This window comes from Paraburkholderia sp. SIMBA_054 (assembly GCF_046534875.1).
In the GTDB taxonomy this organism is placed as follows: Bacteria; Pseudomonadota; Gammaproteobacteria; order Burkholderiales; family Burkholderiaceae; genus Paraburkholderia; species Paraburkholderia hospita.
Map to the genome: position 1 here is coordinate 23,240 of NZ_JAWRXV010000021.1, position 20,870 is coordinate 44,109.

Genomic DNA, 20,870 nt, shown 5'->3' on the forward strand with positions numbered 1-20,870 from the left:
TCCACTCCTATTCTCTCCAGTCATGAGTTCACGCAAGGGTCATCTGCGCCTCGGCGCTTTTCTCTATCCGACGGGACATCACATTGCCGCATGGCGGCATCCCGACTCGCTGGTCGACGCGGGGCGCAATTTCCGGCACTACGTCCAGCTTGCGCAGGCCGCGGAGGCCGCGAAATTCGATCTGATCTTTCTCGCGGACGGCGCGGGCACGCGCGGCGACAACGTCGATTTTCTGAGCCGCACTGCGCACAGCTATGTCGCGCAGTTCGAGCCACTCACGCTGCTGTCGGCACTCGCCGCTGTCACGGAGCGGATCGGTCTGGTCGGCACGGCATCGACGACGTTCAACGAGCCGTACCACATCGCGCGCAAATTTGCGTCACTCGATCACATCAGTGGCGGGCGCGCGGGGTGGAATCTCGTCACGTCGTCGAGCGCGCACGAGGCGAAGAACTTCAACTTCGACGAGCATCTCGCGCATGCGCGGCGTTATGAGCGCGCGGTTGAATTCGCCGAGGTCGTCGAAGGTCTGTGGGACAGCTGGGACGAAGACGCGTTTGTGCGCGACAAGGCATCAGGGCGCTACTTCGATCCGTCGAAGCGCCATGTGCTCGACCATCGCGGCGAGTTCTTCAATGTGCGCGGGCCGCTGAACGTCGAGCGTTCGCCGCAGGGCAGGCCCGTCGTCGTGCAGGCGGGTTCGTCCGAGGCGGGCAAGGCATTGGCCGCGCGCACGGCGGAAGTGATCTTCACCGCGCAGCAGACGCTCGACGATGCCGTCGCGTTCTATGCGGACGTCAAAGGCCGGATGGCGGCGTATGGCCGCGAGCCGGACGATCTCAAGATCATGCCGGGCGTGATGCCGATTGTCGGCGCGACCGAAAGCGAGGCACGCGAAAAGTTCGACGCGCTTCAGGCGCTGATCGATCCCGCTGTGGGGCTTGCGCTGGTATCGACGGTGACGGGTGGCTTCGACCTGTCCGGTTATCCACTCGACGGTCCGATCCCGGAACTGCCGGAAACCAACGCCAGCAAGAGCCGCCAGTTGCTGGCGCTCGAACTCGCGCGGCGCGAGAACCTGACGATCCGCGAGCTGTATCTGCGCATCGCGGGCGCGCGTGGGCACTGGCAACTGGTCGGCACGCCGGAGCAGATCGTCGATGCGCTCGAAGAGCGCTTCGTCAATCATGGCGCGGACGGCTACAACGTGATGCCGGCGCTGCTGCCCAACAGCCTCGACGATTTCATCCGGCTCGTGCTGCCGGAACTGCGGCGACGTGGGCTGTTCCGCAGCGAGTACGAAGGGCGCACGCTGCGCGAGAACCTTGGTTTGACGCAGCCTGTTTCGCGCTATGCGCGCGAAACGGTGACGCAGTGAGTTGTCGCGAGTACTTGCGTCACCCATAACGGGTGACGCATTCGAACCCATACCAGAACTATTAGAACTTCACGCGCACACCCGAGAACACGGCGACCTGACGATTCGTCGATGAAGCCGTGCCGGCGTCGGCAATAGCGGCGATCTTCTGATAGCCGGTGCCGACGCGCGTCGATGCATCGCCTGCGGCGAGTTGATAAGCCGCCGACAGATAAAGATCGGTGCGCTTGGACAGCGCGTAATCGACGCCAAGCGTGAACTGATGCCAGCGCGGCTTCAGGTTCGCGCCATTGGTGCCGGGCAGATTGCTCGCGCGTCCATCCGTGTACGTGTACACGCCGATCAATGTCAGTGCGGGCGTGAACAGATAGCGCGCGTTCAGATCGTAGTTGTTGAACTTGCGCGACGAGCCATCGCTGTAGTCGAGCTGCGTATGGCTCCATGCGAAGCCGAACGTCGCTGCGCCGAGCGCGTAGCTGGTGCCTGCTGCCGCAATCTGCTGACGCACGACGCCGCCATTCAATCCATAGAAGAACGCGCCGCTGTAGTCGTCGCCGGATGTGGTCGACGCGCCGCCGATCGCACCGCCCGTGTTCGATGCGGCGTTCGGATGATTCAATACGTTATAGCCGCCGCCGATCGAGAACGGACCGTTCGTGTAGTTCGCCGCCACGCCCCATGCGCGGTTGTTGCTGAAGCCCGTGCCGTTGCTGCCGTTCGCCTGGTTGCTGAATGCGTAGAGGCCGTCGACGGTGAAGCCCGCGATCGTGTCGCTGCGGAACTTGACTGCGTTGTTCACGCGGAAGGTCTGGTTCAGATTGTCGTTGTCGCCGATGTGGGTCGACGGCGACCAGAAGCCCGGGCCCGCATACTGCGAGACGAGATCGGTCACAGGCTCGTATTGGCGGCCAACGGTTACCGTGCCGATCCCCGTCTTCTGCACGCCCACGAAAGCCTGGCGGCCGAACAGACGTCCGCCTTGTCCCGCTGTGCCGTCGTTCGGACGGAAGCCGCTTTCCAGCGTGAAGACCGTCTTCAGTCCGTCACCGAGATCTTCGACGCCGCGCAAGCCCCAGCGGCTGCCGTTGAGCTTGCCGCTCGTCTGCTGAATGTTGCTCGCGCCTTTCTGGTTGTTGGTATAGGTGATGCCCGCATCGACGAGTCCATACAACGTGACGGCACTCTGCGCATGCACGAGTGCGGGCGATGCAGCGACAAGACTTGCGGCGCTGGCCAGAACAACACGCTTCATTGGATTCCCTTTTTATTGAAGTCACTGGATTAATAAGGAACCCGATGCTATTGGGGAGAACACTAAACACGAAGCAACTATTTCTACTTTGTTATCCAAATGCAATGCGATTTACAACGGACTTTCGCAGTGAAATGCAGATCAGCCGCGTAGCGGATTACGTTGTGGCATAGTGGCCCTCTCTCCGGACTCGCAACTTCAAGTCGATATTCATCGAGGCTCTATGATCGATTTCTCCGCCGTGGCGACTGTGTTCTCTGTTTATGTCGTCGGTGTCGTGATACCGGGGCCGAACTTCGTCGCTGTCGCGCACAAGTCGGTGTCGGCAACACGTCCCGATGCATTTGCGCTCGTCGCGGGGATCGTATTGGTCAATCTCTTCTGGGCCACCTGTGCGATTCTCGGCGTCGGCGTTGTGTTTGCGATCTTTCCGTGGATAGCCATTGGCGTGAAGCTCGCCGGAGCGGGCTATCTGATCTGGTTTGGCCTGCGCCTCATCATGTCGGCGGGCACGCGTCCGATGGCGGTGCAAAAACCGTCGGCGTCGTCGAGCTTTGGCTCTGCGTTCATGCAAGGTGTCGCGACCAACATTGCCAATCCGAAATCGATCGCTTTCTACGCGGCTGTGTTCTCAACGGCGGCGCCTGCGCATGTGTCCGCACCGACCTTCCTCGCGATGCTCGCTACCGTGGGTGTGGTGGCGTCGTGCTGGTACGGCGGCGTCGCGCTGTTTCTGTCGCATGAGGCCGTTTCAGGCGCGTATCGCCGCGCACAGAAATGGATCGACCGGGCGTGCGGTGCGGTGATCGTCGCGCTTGGCATACGACAGGCGCTGCGCTGACCACGCGGTTTGTTTGTGTTTGCGCAAGGGGTGCCCCCGTAAATTGGCGGGCGCGCAAAAAGGGGTAGACTTTCGGCTACGCACGCTGAACCGGGTGCGACGGGGCGCTCATTCGAGTCGCCCCGTCTGCCATGTGCGCAGGTTGTTTTCAGTGCTACAGCACATACGTATTGAAGACAGGCCGAACAGAATTGAGGTCCACAACCCATGCTCAAACCCGAATTCAATGACGCGGGCAGCGCGCGTCCAGAACTGCTTTGCTACCTCGTGGCCACCGCGGCAGCGTCGTACGCGCTGACGCAGGAGTGGCGCGTCGATCATGTCGTCGAATGCTGCCGCCGCTGGCTCTCGAAGAACGATGTGAAGATGGACTGGCTCGACCGGGTCCGGATCGGCCAGTTCGCGTTGAAGATCGCGAGCAAGGATCTGCTTGACGCGGGCATCGCCGTGCGTCTGTCCAGCGTCAATGCGCTCTTTACGAGCGAGATGGAACTGAACGAAGCGAGCACGATGGTGCAACGGATGATGTCCTTGTGTCAGGAAGCGCTTTGAGCACGTTTTGAGCAAACGTCAAGCCTGAATTGCGGAGCGTGCACCGGGCGAACACTGTGTTGCAACTTCGATAGCTGATCGAAAGACGGGGCCAATTCATACTTCGCGATGGTCGCGCACCGCATCGTGCAGGTGCGAGCGTTCAGCTTAGAGGTTGTCGTGAATACATTTGAAGTCAATCAAGTCCTGTCAGGTCTGACTAATCTGGTCAGGCAACGCGTTGCAGTCGTGGCGCGAAGGCGGCCCGTGGGTGCAGCAATTTTCGCGCTGGTGCCCTTGCTGATGCAGGCGTGCGCGAGTTCCAGCCCCGTCGTCGAGACGGGCGATGCGGGGCGATACACGCTGCACGCATCGGCGGCGGGCGGCAGCGCGGCGTGGGCGAGGTCTCACAAGGCAGTCATGCAGAGCGCAAGCAACTTTTGCGCGCAACGCGGGGAGGTGCCGAGCGTCGTGTCGGAGTCTTCCAGAGGCGTGCGGGCGCTCGAAGCTCACGAGGCCGACCTCACGTTCGAATGTCACCCGCACTTTTGACGGACGCGTCAACCAATACGCCAGACGAAACAGAAAGCAAAAAGTTCAGCGGGCGTAAGCCATCGTTAAGGATGCGCAGCTATAACGTTTGATGCAAATGCGATCTGCGCGGCGCTGCCAGTCAACGATCAAAAAAGGGTGACCCGGACTCGCGGATTCAACCGACGACAGCGTCGATGTCCATTCAGAGGTCGCCCGTCATGCCGATCAACTCTCGCTCCATTGGGCGTGTTTCCGCGCTTGTTCCCAGGCTTATTCCCGCGACATTCGCGTTGCTGCTTGCGACGCCAGTCCACGCCGAGTCCACTTGTCCCGACTTCGTGATATTGCCGTCGGGCAGCGTGTTCAACATCGCCAAGCTGATCGCCGATACCGGCTCACCGGAGGCCGCGCTCAGAAAAGTCAGGGGCGCACTCGATGAGATCGCCGCAAACGGCGGTTGCCCGAAGTCAGTGCGACGCGCCGTGTGTGACGAAACGATGGCGGTCGCGAGGAAAGCCGTCGTCGCGCTTCAATCCTGCGCCGCGCATGGTCCTCAGGCTGACGGCGTGGAGAAGGACGGGCGCAGTGCGTCGAAGTAGGCAGGACACGAAGCGGATCACTAAGCAGGTCACTAAGCAGATCACTAAGCGGCCGCGTCAAGCCGACGCGTTCGTCGTGCGCAGCGCGGCGCCCAGGCTGCGGATCGTTTCTCTCATGCCGGCATCCCGCACGCGCGTATAGACGGCGATTTCGATCGGCGCGAGCGGTGGCAAACCGAGCCGGCTGCCGACATCGACGGCTCGCGGCGGGCATCCCCGTCGTGTCATGGGCGCGACCGCGAGACCTGCCATCACGGCGGCGCCCACCGTGCCGATGCCGCCGCCGACAAATACCTCCGTCCACTTGATGCCGGCTTCATCCAGCGCTTTCAGCGCGTTCGCGCGCACGCCGCAAGGGGCGGACAGCGACGCGATCCGCAACGGCTCGCCGGGACTGTGCGTCCATTGCGGCGAGGCAAACCATCCGCAGTGTTCGACGAACAGTTTTTCCGCGTCCCTTCGCGTGGCGTCGCGTCGCGCGAAGACGGCATCGAGTTCGCCCGCGTCGTAGCCGGCGAGCATTTCGCTCGATGCGCCGATCTTCACTTCGACCCGCAACGTGGGGTCCTGCGCGGAAATGCGCGCAATCAACGGTATCAACCCGTCCGCGGCGGTGTGGTCGATGATGCCCAGCCGCAGGCTGCGTTGCGCCTGCATCGTCGGATTCAGCGCGCGGTCGTGCGCGCTCAGCAACTCCCGGGCGGCCGCAAGGAACGCCGCGCCCTCTGGCAGCAGTTGCACGCGCCGCGGCGTGCGTTCGAGAAGGCGGCGCCCGAGTCGTTCTTCGAGCCGCTTCATCTTCAGGCTGATCGACGATTGCGTGATGTCGAGCACTTCGGCGGCGCGCGTGAAACTGCTGAGGTCGGCGACCAGCACGAATGCCTGAACGTCGTCGAGATCGAGGCGTCGCGTCGTCGATTGATAATCGGTGCTCATGTTAGCGGCTCCAGTCATCGCGTTTCTAAATCATAGACGAGTGCCTGGTTTTTCCCAGTAGCAGCGCGATGCCACCCACACGGCGGGGCGAAGCAAGAAAGTGCGGTTTCAATCATTGGTGAAAATCATCGCAGAAATACTTAGTGATGAATTGTTGTTATCGAAGCGCAACCCTAAGATTCATCTCAAGCAAACGCACTTCAGGAGCTTCAAATGCCAATGACCCATGTCTCGATGCGCAGCGGCAAGCCCGCCGCGTACCGCACCGCTGTTCTCGAAGGTATCCACGAAACGCTGCACGCGTCGCTTGGCGTGCATCCCGAGACGTTCTTCATGACCGTCAGCGAACACGAGGACGCGAACTTTCACGTCAACACGACTTTTCCGTTCGCGCGCTCGTCCGACGTGCTGCTGTTCCAGATCACGCTGACAGCGGGCCGTTCAGCCGACGACAAGCAACGCTTCTATCAAGACCTCGTTGCACGGCTCGAAAAGAACCCGGGCGTCAAACCCGCCGATGTGTTCATCAACCTCATCGAGGTGGCGGGCGAGAACTGGTCGGCAGGAAACGGACTCGCCGGACGAAGCGCAGCTTTGGCAGCGGACGGCTCGACAGCCGCCGGCACTGCCGCCTGAAACATCCATCCGCCTTACGCAAATCTGATTCTGGAGAACATCATGTCGAAGCAATACGCCGTTCCTCTTTCGCCCCGTGGCCTGTCGAGCATCGCGCCGCCGCCGCCGTGGCACTATTCGGGCGACTTTCTGATCGTCGAGTTCTGGGCCGATCCTGCCGCTGTGGCGGCGACGTTGCCGGCGGGTCTGAGCGTCGATCCGTCGTCGCCGGGTCACGCAACGGCGCTGTTCGTCGACTGGCAGTTCACGGGCCAAAACGATGAACTGCTGGACCCGGCGCGCTATCAGTATCGCGAGTTCTTCCTGCTCGTCGATGCGTTGTATGAAGGCCAGCCAGTCGCATATTGCCCGTACATTTTCGTGGACAACGACTCGGCGATGATGCGCGGCCTGATTCAAGGCTTCCCGAAGCGCCTCGGCGCCGTGCACCAGACGCGCACGTTCGCGGCACCCAGCCTCGCTGCTGCGCAGGTAGCGCCGGGCGCGCGATTTGCGGCGACGGCATCGACGGCGGGCCAGCGCATTGCGCGCGCAGAGGTCAAGTTGACGGGCAAGGTGGACGATCCTTCAACGGTCAGTCTCGCCGGACGTCCGATCGTGAATCTGCGTCACTTCCCGAGACTGGCTGCCGGGCAGCATGAGACGCCCGCCGTACACGAACTCGTGATGTCGATCATGGACGACCCGCGCATGGCCGACGTGTGGGCAGGCGAGGGACAACTGAGCTTGCCTGTCGCCGAAGGTGAAGAGATTTCCGACCTCGCGCCCGTGCGCGTCGGCACGGGTTATCGGCTGTCGATGTCGTACACGGTGACGGACCTGAAGACGCTGAGCGACGGCACGCAGGCTGCGTGAGACTGACGATCCGATCGTAGTCGACGCGAAGCCACGCGGCCCGGAAGCAAGACTTCCGGGCCGCGTGGCTTGTTGCGCATTTGATCGCGCGATACGCAAAGGGTGTTATGCCGCGAGCAATTCTTCGTGACGTCCGACGACGGCCGCTTCGTCGCTGAGCGCCTTCTGCGCAGACGGGCGAGCTTCGACGCGCGCCACATAGGCCATCAGGTTCTTCAGATGGTCGAGCTTCACACCCGAACGCTCATGCCACATCGTTGCCCACACGTAGGCGTCGGCGACCGTGAACTGCTCGCCCGTCAGATACGGGCGTCCATCGGCGAGACGCTTGTCGAGCGTGGCGTAGGCCGACAGCAGCTTGTTCGTATGGAATTCGATGCCTTCCGGCGTCATCAGTTTGCGCATCAGCGGAATGTGTTTTTGCGCGATCTCGGTGGCGACGAACGTCAGCAGTTGATCCATGCGCACGCGCTCGATCGTCCCGCGTTGCGGAATCAGATCGGAGCCGGGATGCTGGTCCGCCAGGTACGACGCGATCACGACCGTTTCCGTCAGGACGTCCTGACTTTCGTTGTCGAGTTCGAGCGCGGGCACATACAGCAGCGCATTGACATCGGCGAACGCCGAGCCATTCGACGTGGATTTGCCGAACACGTCGAAGTGCACGAGTTCCGGCGCGAGGCCGAGTTCGTTGGCGACGAGCTGGACGGCGAGCGAGCAGGTTGCTTTGGCGATATAGAGCTTCATGGTCGACATTCCTTGTAGCGCGGACCGGTCAGGGTCGGGTTTCGTTGGGGCGCCGTCGTAGGCACCGTTGCAGCGAAGTATGGGCAATTCCGGTTGCGCGATAAACGGGGGAAGGGGAGTCGCTGAGTCGCTTTGCAAGCGACAATCCGGCAGGGGCATGCGTACGTCACGCGGTTCTGTGCGGGCGCAACGTGTTTCGATTGTCGCGTCGTGGGAGACGCACTGAATACCGCGCGGTTGTTTATCGAGAGAGAATCGGGCCGCATAATCGGGCCCCTGTCTATCAGCCGTGATGCAGCGTTGCATCCCCGGCTCCTCTCCTGTCATTACCTCTCTCCCGATCATGCGCACTCCCTCGTCTCACGGCGCGGAGGGCAACAAGCTGCTGATTCTGGCCGCCGTTTGCCTCGCCGCGTTAGTCTTGCCCCTGTCTTTCTCCGGAGGCGCTGTCGCGACTCCCGCAATCGGTCGCGATCTTGGAGGGACGGCCACGTCGCTGACCTGGATCACGAATGCGTTCATGTTGACGTTCGGCAGCTTGCTGATGGCAGCGGGCGCACTCGCGGACCAGTTCGGTCGAAAGAAGCTGTTTGTTGTCGGACTCGGCGGTTTCGTGCTGACGTCGGCGGCGATGAGCTTCGTGCCGTCGGTGTTATGGCTCGACATCTTGCGCGGCGCACAGGGCGTGGTCGCCGCCGCATCGCTGTCGAGCGGCGCAGCTTCGCTTGCTCAGGAGTTCGATGGACATGCGCGCACGCGCGCGTTCAGCCTGCTTGGCACGAGCTTCGGTATCGGCCTCGCATTCGGGCCGTTGATGGCGGGTGTGCTGATCGAGCACTTCGGCTGGCGTTCGATTTTCATGGTCATCGCAGCGATCGGTACGCTTGCGTTCATGTTCGGCGTGCCGCGCATGCGCGAGACGCGCGATCCGGGCGCGACGGGCCTCGACTATCCCGGCACGATCACCTTCACGGCGACGCTCGTTCTGTTCACGTTCGGTGTCATCCAGGCGCCGGCGAGCGGATGGGACAGCGCGCCCGTGGTCCTGCTGCTGATCGCTTCCGCCGTTTTCCTCGTTGCCTTCATCGTGATCGAGACCAGCGTGAAGCGGCCGATGCTGGAACTGAGTCTGTTTCGCTATCCGCGATTCGTCGGCGTGCAGATCTTGCCGGTGGGGACGTGTTACTGCTATATCGTGCTCGTCGTGATGCTGCCGTTGCGCTTCATCGGCGCGGAAGCACTCAGCGAAATCGACGCGGGCGTGCTAATGATCGCGTTGTCGGCGCCGATGCTGGTGGTGCCGCTTCTCGTTGCATCGTTCACGCGTTGGGTATCGGCCGGTGTGCTGTCCGGTGTCGGCTTTCTGATCGCCGCGGCGGGACTCTACTGGCTGAGCCTCGTCGACTTCAGCGGAGCGAAGGCCGCGCTCGTGATGCCGATGCTGGTGATCGGCATCGGCGCGGGCATGCCGTGGGGGCTGATGGATGGCCTGTCCGTCAGCGTCGTGCCCAAAGAGCGCGCGGGCATGGCAGCAGGCATATTCAGCACGACGCGCGTGGCGGGTGAAGGTATTGCGCTCGCCATCGCGACGGCCATTCTTGCGGCGTTGGCGAACACGAGCCTGATGCACGTGGTGCCGGATACGGACGCTGGAGTCGCCGCGCGAATCGCGGAAGCGGCACAACGCGTCGTTGCCGGCGACATGATCCATGCGGCGGCGATTCTTCCGGAAGCCACCCGTCACGCGCTCTCGATGAGTTACGCCGATGCATTCACGCGCCTTCTGCATGTGCTGATCGTCATCACGCTGCTATCCGCCGTGGCGACGTTCGCATTCCTCAGTCGCACGCCCGGTCAGAATGACGAACCCGACGCGCAGGCGCGAGCGAAGCAGATGAAAGAAACGGTGGACGCATAGCGTGAACCACACGGCTGTCTCACGCGTAATTGCAACGGACCTGATACAGTGGCCGAACCCCTCGATTCCACGCCAATCGATCGTCACATGAACGAACGCGCAGATGCACCGATCAATGAGATCGCGGTCTTCGTTGCGGTCGCGCAGAGCGGCAGCTTCACCCGCGCGGCCGAAGAAATAGGCAGCAGCAAGTCGAATGTCGGGAAGGCGGTACAGCGGCTCGAAGCGCGCCTCGGCACGAAGCTGTTCCAGCGTACGACGCGCGCGGTCCGCCTCACCGAAGATGGCGAGACCTATCTACAGGCCGCCCAACAGGCGCTCGACGGTTTACGCGACGCGGAGCAGCAGCTCGCGTCGAGACGCTCGGAGCCGGCGGGGCGCGTCAAGATCGATCTGCCTGCGGGGTTCGGCCGGCTACTTCTTCCCAGCTTCATTCAACTGCGCGACAAGCATCCAAAGATCACGCTCGAAGTGGCGCTTACCGACCGGATGTCGGACCCCATCGGCGAAGGATGGGACGTCGTCGTGCGTATCGGTGCGTTGCCCGATGATAGCGAGCTGACGGTGCGCAAGCTGTGCGATCTGCGCCTCGGGCTCTACGCGTCGCCGGAGTACCTTCAACGGCGCGGCGATATTCACGATATCGGCGCGCTCGCTGCACACGATGCGATCGTTTTTCGTGGACCTTCAGGACGTTTGCGCGCGTGGACGTTGCAGGATAGTGATGCTGTCAGGGAGTATTCGCCACAGCCCGTGCTGGTGCTCGCCGACGGACAGGCGCTCGTGGAAGCGGCCGTCGCCGGTTTCGGCGTCGCGCAGATTCTCGATCGCGTGGCGCTTCCGTATGTGAAGGCGGGAAGGCTCGTGCATCTGTTGCCGAATGCCGATGTCGATGGACCACCCGTGCACGCGATCATCTCGCTCGGGCAGAAAATGGCGGCGAAGACGCGCGCGGTCGTCAATCATCTCGCGGAGACGTTGCAGCGAGAGGGGCGCTAGGCGCTTGTGTTTCGATTTCTCCGATAAAGGGTTTATTGAGGGTTTCGGGGGGCGTGGCTGCCGGATGTTTGAGTTTTGTTCTGCGCGGACGCCGTTGGTCTTTCGCTTTTGCTTTCGCTTTCGCTTTTGCTGGCATCCGCGTTATGCCTACGTGCTTCAGGCGTTGCCCCTGTGCGGGGCGGCACCTACTTTTCTTTGCCGCCGCAAAGAAAAGTAGGCAAAAGAAAGCGGCTAACACCGCCAATCCTTGTTATTGCCTGCGGGCCCCCAACGGCCGCGTCCCGTTCGCGGCGGCGTTCTTGCTGAGACCCGCTGCCAACGCTCTTGCCAGTCACATCACCTCCTTCAATCACCCGTAGAGAGGCTGGCGGCAGCGAATCGTTGCTGCCGCCCAGGTGGCAAACTGTGTGTAGGTTGTCGCGTCACACAAGTCTGCGCTCTTGCGACACCGACCTTGCTTTCCAGTCCGGAGTGATGCGTACGACGCGAAAGCCTGCTCACAGTTGTCACCATCAAGCCTTACTTCTGTGCGACTGTCGTTTGCGTCGCGGTTGGATGCCCCGCTTCACCCAGCGCGGCCGGCTGCGGAACGACATCACCCCAACCGCCGCCGAGCGCGCGTATCAGATTGACCGTCGACGCTGCCTGCACGCCCTGCAGTTGCACGGCCGCGCGTCTTGCCTGCAAAACAGTCCGCTCGGCGTCGATCACATCGAGATAGTTCACAGCGCCTTCCACATACTGCTTGCGGGAGAGATCGGCGGCGCGCTGCGACGCATTGACGGCCTCGTCCTGAGTGCGCGTCTGGGTTTCGAGGATGCGCATGTCGGAGAGGTTGTCTTCGACTTCCTGAAACGCGACGAGCACCTGCTGGCGATACTTCGCCACATCCTCTTCATAGACGGCGCGCGCATTAGCCAGATTGCCCTTGCGACGGCCGCCGTCGAAGATCGGCACGTTCAGCGCGGTGCCCGCCAGCGGACCCAGCAGAAACGCGCGGCTGCTCCATTTGAAGAGATCGCCGAGCGTTGCCGATTCGAAGCCTCCCGTGCCCGTCAGCGTCAGCGATGGAAAGAAGGCCGCTTTTGCAATGCCGATGCGCGCATTGGCGGCCGCCATGCCGCGCTCGGCGGCAGCGATATCCGGACGGCGCTCCAGTAGCGATGAAGGCAGGCCAGGCGGAATCCGCAAGTTGACGGATTCGAGCGGATTGGCCTCCATCGAAAATTCTGCGGGCGCGTGGCCGAGCAGAACCGCGAGGCTGTGTTCGGAAGCCGCGCGAAGGCGCTGCACCGTCATCGCGTCGGACTTCGCTGATGCAAGCTCGGCCTGGGCCCGTTGCAGATCGAGTTCGGTGATATCGCCTTCCGCAAATCGACGCTGCACGAGTTTCAACGCCTGTTCACGCAGGGACACGGCCTGCACGAAAACTTGCGCTTCGGCATCGAGTTCGCGCAATGCAAAGTAGTTTTGCGCGACATCCGCCTGAAGCGTCAGCAGCACCGAACGATAGAGCGCTTCGCTTTGTTGCGTATCGGCTTTGGCGGCATCGACGCTCGACGCGACGCGGCCAAACAGATCGACCTCGTACGATGCGCTGGCCTGCGCGCGCCAGAAGGTTTGCTGCGGCACATTCGTGCCGTCGGGTTCGAATAGCGATGCCGCCGACACACGTTGCCGCGTCGGGCCGAATCCCGCGTCGAGCGTCGGGAACAGGCCCGCGCGCGCCGCCTGATTCAATGCGCGCGCTTCCTTCACGCGCGCGGCGGCCGCCTTCAGATTCTGATTGGCGTCGAGCGCCTGCTGTTCGAGTTCATCGAGCTTCGGATCAGCGAACACTTTCCACCACTCGCCTCGGGCCACGTCCTCGGAAGGTTGCGCCGTCTTCCACGCGCCCACTGCTTCACCCGCAAGTGGTTGGGGCGGCGCTTCCTTGAATGTGCCGCTGACGCCCGGCGTCGCGGGCACGTCGTAGGTCGGCGCCAGCGAGCAACCGGCGGCGACCAGCAGCGCGCCAAGCAGCAGCGAACCGGTAAAACCCTGTTTCCAGAATGTGCTTCTCATGATGATGCTCCTTAATCCTGCAAGGCCGGTTCGCGGACCTTCGCATCCGCTGCGACGGGTCTGCCGCTCGCACTATGTTCGTTGCCGTCGCGCTCGTCCGGACCATGAACGTGCGGACGGCGGCCGTGCTTGTCCCTGAGCCGCTTGCCACCCGAGAGCTTGCGCAGGATCACGTAGAACACGGGCGTCAGCAGCAGGCCGAAGAACGTGACGCCCAGCATCCCGAAGAACACGGCAATGCCCATCGCGCGACGCATCTCCGAGCCCGCGCCCGTCGAGATGACGAGTGGCACCACGCCCATGATGAAAGCGATCGACGTCATCAGAATCGGACGCAAGCGCAGACGACATGCTTCGATCGCGGCCTGCACGATCGAGCGCCCCTGAATTTCCAGCTCGCGCGCGAACTCGACGATCAGAATCGCGTTTTTCGCCGACAGACCGACCAGCACCATCAAGCCGATCTGCGTGAAGATGTTGTTGTCGCCGCGCGTGAGCCACACGCCGAACAGGGCGGACAGAATGCTCATCGGCACGATCAGCAGAATGGCGAGCGGCAGCGTGAGGCTTTCATACATTGCGGCCAGCACGAGGAACACCAGCAGCACGCTGATGGGAAACACCCAGAACGCGGTATTGCCCGTCAAAATCTGCTGATACGTGAGATCGGTCCACTCGAACCGGATGCCGCGCGGCAAGGTCTGCGCGGCGATGCGTTGGACGGCCGCCATCGCCTGACCCGACGAGTAGCCTGGCGCGGGACCGCCGTTGATGTCTGCGGCGAGATAGCCGTTGTAGCGCACCACCATTTCCGGGCCGTAAGTCGGCGTCACCTTCACGAGCGATGACAGCGGCACCATCTCGCCTTTGTCGTTGCGCGTCTTCAGTTGCAGGATGCTGTCCGCCGTCGCGCGAAACGGCGCGTCGGCCTGCGCCCGAACCTGATACACACGGCCGAACTTGTTGAAGTCGTTCACGTACAGTGAGCCGAGATAGATCTGCATGGTGTCGAAGACGTCCGTCACGGACACGCCGAGTTGCTTCGCCTTCTCGCGGTCCAGTTCGACGTTCAACTGCGGCACGTTGATCTGATAGCTGGAGAAAGACGGGCCGAGTTCGGGCGCTTTCGCCGCCGCGGCGAGGAACGCCTGGGTAGCCTTGTTCAGCGCTTCATAGCCGAGCGCGCCGCGGTCTTCGATCTGCAGCTTGAATCCGCCGATCGTGCCGAGACCCTGAACGGGCGGCGGCGGAAACGTCGCAATGGCCGCGTCCTTGATGCCCGCGTATTTCGTGTTCAATCCGCCGACGATGTCGGCCGCCTTTTCGCCTTTGCCGCGCTCCTTCGACGGGTTGGTCACGGAGAATACCAGGCCGCTGCTCGACGAATTCATCAGGCCCGTCACCGACAGCCCCGGGAATTCCGTCGTGTGCTTGACACCTGGCTGCTGGCGCGCGATGTCGCCCATTTCGTTCACCACCTTCTCGGTGCGATCGAGCGATGCGCCTGCGGGCAGTTGCAGGATGCTCACGAAATAGTCCTTGTCCTGCGCGGGGACGAAGCCGCCGGGCACGATCCTGCCCAGCAGGACGGTGCCGCCCAGCAGCACGGCATACACGGCCATCATCGCGAGCTTGCGGTTGATGATGCCGCCGACACCCTTGCCGTACACGTCGGAGCCGCGATTGAAGAGCTTGTTGAACAGATTGAAGAACGGCCCGAAGACGCGGTCCATAACGCGCGTGAGCCAGTCCTTTGGCGCGTGATGGTCCTTCAGCAGCAGCGCCGAGAGGGCAGGCGACAGCGTGAGCGAGTTGAACGCCGAGATGACGGTCGAAATCGCAATCGTCATTGCGAACTGCTTGTAGAACTGGCCCGTGAGCCCCGACAAGAACGCAAGCGGAACGAACACGGCGACCAGCGTGAGCGCAATCGCGATGATCGGGCCGCTCACTTCCCGCATCGCCTCATACGATGCTTCGAGCGGCGTGAGGCCCGCCGCGATATTGCGCTCGACGTTCTCGACGACGACGATCGCATCGTCGACCACAATGCCGATCGCCAGCACCATGCCGAACAGCGATAAAGCGTTGATCGTGAAGCCGAACGCGAGCATCAACGAGAACGTGCCGACAATCGACACGGGCACCGCCAGCAGCGGAATCAGCGAAGCGCGCCAGGTTTGCAGAAACACGATGACCACGACCACCACGAGGAGAATCGCCTCGAACAGCGTGTGCACCACGGCATCGATACTTTCTCGCACGAACTGCGTCGGGTCGTAGACGATTTCGGCTTTGACGCCTTCGGGCATGTCCTTCTGCATTTCGGCTGTAAGACGGCGGATATCGTCCGAAATCTGCAGCGAGTTCGCATTGGGCTGCTGGAAGAGGATGATCTGAACGGCCTTCTTTCCGTCGATACCAGCGCGTAGCGCGTAGTCGGACGCGCCCATCTCGACGCGCGCGACGTCACCCAGATGCGTGACCGCGCCATCGGACGACGTCTTCAGGATGATCCTGCGGAACTCGTCCTCCGTTTTCAGGCGGCCTTGCGCGTTCACGCTCAGCTGCAGCGGAATGTTGGTCGACATCGGCGCGCCGCCGACGATGCCCGCCGCGACCTGCACGTTCTGCTCTCGAATCGCCTTGACGACGTCGGTAGCCGTCAGGTTCTGGCGCGCCACTTTGGTTGGATCGAGCCACACGCGCATCGAATAGTCGCCCGAACCCCATAGCACGACTTCGCCGACGCCCGGCACCTGCGCGAAGCGGTCCTTGATGTTGATGAGCGCGTAGTTGCGCAGATACGTCAGGTCGTAGCGATCGTTCGGCGAGACGAGATTGACGCCCATCGTGAGCGTCGGCGACGACTTGACGGTCGTCACGCCTAGCCGCTGAACGTCCTCGGGCAAGCGCGGCATCGCCTGCGATACCCGGTTCTGCACGAGTTGCTGCGCCTTGTCCGGGTCGGTGCCGAGCTTGAACGTGACCGTCGTCGTCATGTTGCCGTCGCTGTTGGCCTGCGACTGCATGTACAGCATGTTCTCGACGCCGTTGATCTGTTCCTCGATGGGCGACGCCACGGTCTCCGCGATCACTTTCGGGTTCGCGCCTGGATACTGCGCGCGGACCACGACGGAAGGCGGCACGACTTCGGGATATTCCGCCGTCGGCAATTTCGTCAGCGCGATCACGCCCGCCAGCAGGATCACTACCGACAGCACGGCCGCGAAAATCGGCCTGTCGATGAAAAACTTTGAGATGTTCATGATGAGTCTCTCGTCCCGTTACGCCGGCTGGCGTGCTGCATTGACCATGTCGACGGCGTGAGGCTGCACGGTGTCGTTCGGACGGGCGCGCATCGAGCCGTTGACGACGATGCGTTCGCCTGCCTTGAGACCGGAATCGACGACGCGCAGGTTGTCGTGCAGCGCCCCGAGCTTGACCTCGCGGTAATGGACCTTGTTCGCGCTGTCGACGACGAGGACGTACTTTTTGGCCTGATCGGTGGCGACGGCGGCGTCGTCGATGAGGATCGCGGGGTGCGCTTCGCCGCCGCCCACTTGCACGCGCGCGTAAAGGCCGGGGACGAGCGCGCCGTCGCGGTTATCGATGGTGGCGCGCACGCGAATGGTCGCCGACGATGTGTCGAGCCGGTTGTCCACCGAACTGATCGTGCCTTTGAGCGAATAGCCTTCCTCGTTCGCAAGACCGATCGTGACGGGCACCTTTGCATTGCGGTCGCGGCCGAGGTACTGCAGATAGGTTTGTTCGTCGACTTCGAATGACGCGTAGATGGGGGACACGGAAACGAGGGTCGTCAGCAGCGGAGCGTTGGCGCCCGCCGACACGACGTTGCCGACCGTCAACTCCGCGCGCGACACGCGGCCCGTCACGGGCGCTGTCACGTTCGTGTAGCCGAGATTCACCTGAGCGGATTCGAGCGAGGCTTCAGCCGCCTTGACGGCCGCCGATGCCTCGCGGTCCGCGTTGTGCTTTTCGTCGTAGTCGCGTTTTGCGATCGCGTTGTCGACGAGCAGGCGGTCAGCCCGCGCCGCATCCGTCGACGCATACGCAGCGCGCGCTTTCGCAGCCGCGAGCTGCGCCGCCGCGCGATCGACTTCCGCCTGATAGGGACGCGGGTCGATCGTGAACAACGGGTCGCCTTTTTTCACCAGTGCGCCGTCCTTGAAGTGCACGGCGACGATCGTGCCGGGTACGAGCGGGCGCACGTCGACGCGGTCGATGGCTTCGAGCCGTCCCGAGTAGCTTTGCCAGTCCGTGACGGTCTGAGACAGGACCGTCGCGACATCGACTTCGACGGCGGTTGGCGGCATATCGGCGGCATGGGCGGTGTCGACGGGACCGCTGAGCGGACCGCGAAGATAGCCAAGCCCGGCGACAGCGCCAACGAAGGCGACAGCACCGAGTGCGACGGTCATCCGTTTTCGGTTTGGATACATGAATAGATATCCTTATCAATGTAAATGGATCATTGAAGAAGCGGTCGAATTGATTTCCTGCGCGAGCCCGTTGCATTCGCGGGCTGTCAGCGTTGCCGCGAGTATGGACTGTGCGATCTGGCGGATAAAGCGGGCGGGAGTGGTTTCTTTGTAGCTTGTGGGGCGACAATGTTGCGTGCGTTCGACGCAGTCGTCCGCGAACCGGCTATGAATGCACGAGGTCCGTTTCCTGGGATCGTGCGATGCCTTGATGGTCGTGGCTCATTGCTACGGATAGGCTTTTACGTAGCAGATGACAACCTTCGAACCGCTCGGACACCCACTCGACAAACGCTCTGACCTGTGGCGACAAATGCCGGTTGTGCGGATAAACCGCCCACACAGGCAGGGGCGCGCGGCGCCATTGGCCCAGCACTTCGATCAGCGCACCAGTTTGCAGATGGCGCGAAGCGAAAAATTGAGGCACCTGGATCAGCCCGAGCCCCTGCAGTCCGCATTGAAGGTAGGCGTCTCCATCATTGGCGGCGAGTTTCGAGTGCATGCGGACTTCCACCGGCTCGCCGTCGACGATGAAGTTCATCTCGATGATTCGTCCGTTGCGGCGCGAGAAATAGTTGACTGCGACGTGAGCGTCGAGCTCAGCCAGCGACTTCGGCTCTCCGAATCGCGACAGATAGTCCGGGCTGGCGACAGTGACGAACTCCGATGTGCCGATACGCCGCGCGACCAGCGTCGAGTCGGGCAGATGCCCCATGCGTATCGCGCAATCGACGCCTTCCTGCACGAGGTCGACGGGTTTGTCGTTGACGCCGAGCATCAGATCGATGTCAGGATAGCGCGCGTGGAAGTCGTCGAGCGCGGGCACGACGACGAGCCGGCTTATCGAGCCGGGCATGTCTACTTTTAGTTTTCCGCGTGGCAGGGCCGCAGTCGAAAGCGAGGTTTCGGAGTCTTCGACTTCGGCAAGAATGCGCGCGCATCGCTCGTAGTAGGCCGCGCCGTCGGGCGTCAGGCTGATGCGTCGCGTGGTGCGGTTCAGCAGGCGCACCTTGAGGTATGCCTCCAGATTCTGGACGATCGTCGTCACCGACGAACGTGTCATCTGCAGCGCGTCGGCCGCGCCGGAAAAGCTGTTGCAGTCCACGACCCGCGTAAAGACCTGCATCGCCTGAAGTTTGTCCATGATTGCGTGCTTCGTGTCGAGGCGTCTTTCAATGCTCGCCACGGCAGACTGGGACGGCGCGCGAGTCGTGCGAAGGACGTTCGATTGCGTGGACAATCGCTTCGACATAAGGATCGTTCACGCCGCATTCCGCAAGCGCCGCGTGAAGCTTGAACAGATACTCGGCATTGGTGCCGAACGTGCCCGTCGCGCACCCGATCAGCGGGGCGACGGTAGGCACGGACGAATCGTGCTGGAACTGCTCGCGGGATTCGTCCGCGACGAAAGCAATGGCGTGCGTTTGCCTGCCGTCTTCGAGCGTGATGGGTGCCCAGGTGGGCCGGTACGACCCGAGCACCATCTCCCGTATCCAGATGAGCCGCAGCTCGTCGTTCGATGTCGCGGCGCGTAGTTGAAACGCGATGCCCCGGGTGTGCCCGCCGGGACGAAGCGCGAGCATCCTGCCTGGGTTGTCCGGGCTTGCGCGGCCCGCTGTCATCTGCAGGCAGAAGCTGCGTTGCCAGCCGTGCAGCGTCGCGACCATCCGCTTGTCGAACTCGATCATCGGGTTCCAGATGAGCGAGCCATAGGCGAATACCCATATCGAGCCGGCGTCGGCTGGCTTGTCCCGCAGCGTTGCTTCGAGCGATGCGGCGATCTGTTCGAGCGTCCAGAGGTCCGGCAACGATTCGAAGTGTTGCAGGTATGCGCCTGAGTCAATGATCTGTCTGGTCACCATCTTCGTCGCCCGTGGAGATTGCGTCACATCGGGACGTGACGCGGTGATCGGCGACATCTCCCGAGAATGGGCACGAGTATGACGACGGCAGCGCGTCGGATAAACCGTTGCTGCGGAAACGCTTTGGCGACGCAGGGGCGACAATCGGGCTTTTACTGAAGCTGCGACGTGAGGAAGACTCCACTGTAATACCTGCCGCGACGTCAGGCCTGTTTCATGCTCCGCGCTGTTCATCGATTCGTGGGGAGCGAAAGATGAGCAACGCACCCATGACTCAAGCCGCATTCGACAGCGAAGTGGAAGCTCAGGTCACTTTGCTTACGTTGATAGTCGCGCTGCATCTGCTCGTCTATGCCGAAACACGATGGTGGCTGTCGCCGTTGCAGGCGGTCGACACAATGCGACGTTGGCACATGCCCGATTCGAGCGCGGTCGATGTCACGCGCCGGGTCATGCTGTCGAGCAGGGCACTACCGCTTGCGATGCGTCTCGCCGAGTGCCACTCGTGCCTCGTCGACCCGGCCGGAATGCAGGCTACCTTTACCGATCATATTCACATCGACCGACGCGCGGACCGATACCTGCTTATCCGCGAAGCATGCAAAGCAGCGCTGTTGCGCCAGCGAGATGGAATGTGATGTTCCATGCGGGGTGGGCGCGTGCTTCGCACGATGACGGCCGCGAAGCACGCGTTACGCGCAGCGAATGTGCGCGGTGGGTCGGTGTCAGCCTTGCGGCAGCGGTTGCCCGGCCGTTTGCCAGTGCTCGGTGACGGCCTTGTCGGTGATGCGGACCTTCGCGAGCAGCGGTACATAGCCGCGCAACTTGATCTCGCCGACAGCGAGCATTTCTGAACGGTAGATCTCCGGGGTCACTTTGGTGCCGTCCTTGAATTCGACGGTGTATCCATCGATCGGCCCCCATCGGCCCTTCGGTACGGGTTCGACATAAACGTGCAACATTTGATTTTCTCCAGCGGTATGAAAAAAACACTGGGCGGGTCGCACCGGCTCGCCGATCGGTCGGCTGGTCGTCGTCGAGTATCCACCTCTTGTATAAGAGAGTACCGAATCAGGAGATCGCCGCGAGGTAGGAATGTGGTGCGTCGAACGGATAAAAAACGTTTAAAAATCAAATTGATGCGAATTTAATTTCACAAAGCGAAACGAGTTTTCCCCATGTGCATCGCTTTCACGATGCCATGCAGCATGCGGTT

General features: G+C 62.2%; 19 protein-coding genes. 10 read left to right on the top strand and 9 right to left on the bottom strand.

Annotated elements, in window-relative coordinates; all coding sequences use genetic code 11:
• Positions 1–22 precede the first annotated feature (22 nt).
• On the top strand, positions 23–1,378 hold the full coding sequence (locus SB822_RS24785; RefSeq protein ID WP_079501580.1) for an LLM class flavin-dependent oxidoreductase: 1,356 nt from the start codon (positions 23–25) through the stop codon (positions 1,376–1,378).
• A gap of 61 nt (positions 1,379–1,439) precedes the next feature.
• Here SB822_RS24785 and SB822_RS24790 read toward each other — a convergent pair whose 3' ends face one another.
• Entirely contained in the window at positions 1,440–2,630 is a 1,191-nt protein-coding gene (locus SB822_RS24790) for a porin (protein ID WP_086917951.1), read from the bottom strand.
• A 223-nt stretch (positions 2,631–2,853) separates the two neighbouring features.
• On the opposite strand from SB822_RS24790, the gene SB822_RS24795 reads away from it, so the two are divergent.
• From SB822_RS24795 to SB822_RS24810, 4 genes are all read left to right on the top strand, one after another.
• Positions 2,854–3,471: a LysE family translocator gene (locus tag SB822_RS24795; protein ID WP_410855836.1), complete on the top strand. Its 618-nt coding sequence runs from the start codon at positions 2,854–2,856 to the stop codon at positions 3,469–3,471.
• A gap of 207 nt (positions 3,472–3,678) precedes the next feature.
• A complete protein-coding gene (locus SB822_RS24800) occupies positions 3,679–4,023 on the top strand; it encodes a hypothetical protein (protein ID WP_007746400.1) in 345 nt (114 codons plus the stop codon).
• A gap of 246 nt (positions 4,024–4,269) precedes the next feature.
• Positions 4,270–4,554, top strand: coding sequence for a hypothetical protein (locus tag SB822_RS24805; protein ID WP_236674172.1), 285 nt, complete (start codon positions 4,270–4,272; stop codon positions 4,552–4,554).
• Positions 4,555–4,754: 200 nt separating this feature from the next.
• Positions 4,755–5,135, top strand: coding sequence for a hypothetical protein (locus SB822_RS24810; protein ID WP_410855837.1), 381 nt, complete (start codon positions 4,755–4,757; stop codon positions 5,133–5,135).
• A gap of 57 nt (positions 5,136–5,192) precedes the next feature.
• Here SB822_RS24810 and SB822_RS24815 read toward each other — a convergent pair whose 3' ends face one another.
• A complete protein-coding gene (locus SB822_RS24815; protein ID WP_410855838.1) occupies positions 5,193–6,071 on the bottom strand; it encodes a LysR family transcriptional regulator in 879 nt (292 codons plus the stop codon).
• 213 nt (positions 6,072–6,284) lie between these two features.
• Here SB822_RS24815 and SB822_RS24820 point away from each other — a divergent pair, with 213 nt between their 5' ends.
• Together SB822_RS24820 and SB822_RS24825 are read left to right on the top strand one after the other, a co-directional pair.
• Positions 6,285–6,707, top strand: a complete 423-nt coding sequence (locus tag SB822_RS24820; protein WP_410855839.1) for a tautomerase family protein — start codon at positions 6,285–6,287, stop codon at positions 6,705–6,707.
• 42 nt (positions 6,708–6,749) lie between these two features.
• Positions 6,750–7,562 carry an acetoacetate decarboxylase family protein gene (locus SB822_RS24825; RefSeq protein WP_079501575.1) on the top strand — a complete coding sequence of 271 codons (813 nt, stop codon included), beginning with the start codon at positions 6,750–6,752 and terminating at the stop codon, positions 7,560–7,562.
• 105 nt (positions 7,563–7,667) lie between these two features.
• On the opposite strand, the gene SB822_RS24830 is transcribed toward SB822_RS24825, so the two are convergent.
• The gene (locus SB822_RS24830) at positions 7,668–8,309 is read right to left on the bottom strand and encodes a glutathione S-transferase family protein (protein WP_410855840.1); all 642 of its coding nucleotides are present in this window, start codon (positions 8,307–8,309) and stop codon (positions 7,668–7,670) included.
• A 343-nt stretch (positions 8,310–8,652) separates the two neighbouring features.
• On the opposite strand from SB822_RS24830, the gene SB822_RS24835 reads away from it, so the two are divergent.
• Together SB822_RS24835 and SB822_RS24840 are read left to right on the top strand one after the other, a co-directional pair.
• Positions 8,653–10,227, top strand: a complete 1,575-nt coding sequence (locus tag SB822_RS24835; RefSeq protein ID WP_410855841.1) for an MFS transporter — start codon at positions 8,653–8,655, stop codon at positions 10,225–10,227.
• Between the two features lie 87 nt (positions 10,228–10,314).
• Positions 10,315–11,226 carry a LysR family transcriptional regulator gene (locus SB822_RS24840; protein ID WP_410855842.1) on the top strand — a complete coding sequence of 304 codons (912 nt, stop codon included), beginning with the start codon at positions 10,315–10,317 and terminating at the stop codon, positions 11,224–11,226.
• A 519-nt stretch (positions 11,227–11,745) separates the two neighbouring features.
• On the opposite strand, the gene SB822_RS24845 is transcribed toward SB822_RS24840, so the two are convergent.
• The 5 genes from SB822_RS24845 to SB822_RS24865 form a co-directional block, all read right to left on the bottom strand.
• Positions 11,746–13,290 (bottom strand): efflux transporter outer membrane subunit, encoded by a 1,545-nt coding sequence (locus tag SB822_RS24845; RefSeq protein ID WP_079501572.1) that lies wholly within the window; start codon positions 13,288–13,290, stop codon positions 11,746–11,748.
• Positions 13,291–13,301: 11 nt separating this feature from the next.
• The gene (locus tag SB822_RS24850; RefSeq protein WP_410855843.1) at positions 13,302–16,559 is read right to left on the bottom strand and encodes an efflux RND transporter permease subunit; all 3,258 of its coding nucleotides are present in this window, start codon (positions 16,557–16,559) and stop codon (positions 13,302–13,304) included.
• 18 nt (positions 16,560–16,577) lie between these two features.
• The gene (locus tag SB822_RS24855) at positions 16,578–17,753 is read right to left on the bottom strand and encodes an efflux RND transporter periplasmic adaptor subunit (protein ID WP_410855844.1); all 1,176 of its coding nucleotides are present in this window, start codon (positions 17,751–17,753) and stop codon (positions 16,578–16,580) included.
• A gap of 205 nt (positions 17,754–17,958) precedes the next feature.
• Positions 17,959–18,936 carry a LysR family transcriptional regulator gene (locus SB822_RS24860; protein WP_410855845.1) on the bottom strand — a complete coding sequence of 326 codons (978 nt, stop codon included), beginning with the start codon at positions 18,934–18,936 and terminating at the stop codon, positions 17,959–17,961.
• A gap of 28 nt (positions 18,937–18,964) precedes the next feature.
• Positions 18,965–19,711, bottom strand: a complete 747-nt coding sequence (locus SB822_RS24865) for a gamma-glutamylcyclotransferase (RefSeq protein ID WP_007747497.1) — start codon at positions 19,709–19,711, stop codon at positions 18,965–18,967.
• Positions 19,712–19,908: 197 nt separating this feature from the next.
• Here SB822_RS24865 and SB822_RS24870 point away from each other — a divergent pair, with 197 nt between their 5' ends.
• Positions 19,909–20,292 (top strand): hypothetical protein, encoded by a 384-nt coding sequence (locus SB822_RS24870; RefSeq protein WP_410855846.1) that lies wholly within the window; start codon positions 19,909–19,911, stop codon positions 20,290–20,292.
• 87 nt (positions 20,293–20,379) lie between these two features.
• Here SB822_RS24870 and SB822_RS24875 read toward each other — a convergent pair whose 3' ends face one another.
• On the bottom strand, positions 20,380–20,616 hold the full coding sequence (locus tag SB822_RS24875; RefSeq protein WP_007747492.1) for a hypothetical protein: 237 nt from the start codon (positions 20,614–20,616) through the stop codon (positions 20,380–20,382).
• Positions 20,617–20,870 lie beyond the last annotated feature (254 nt).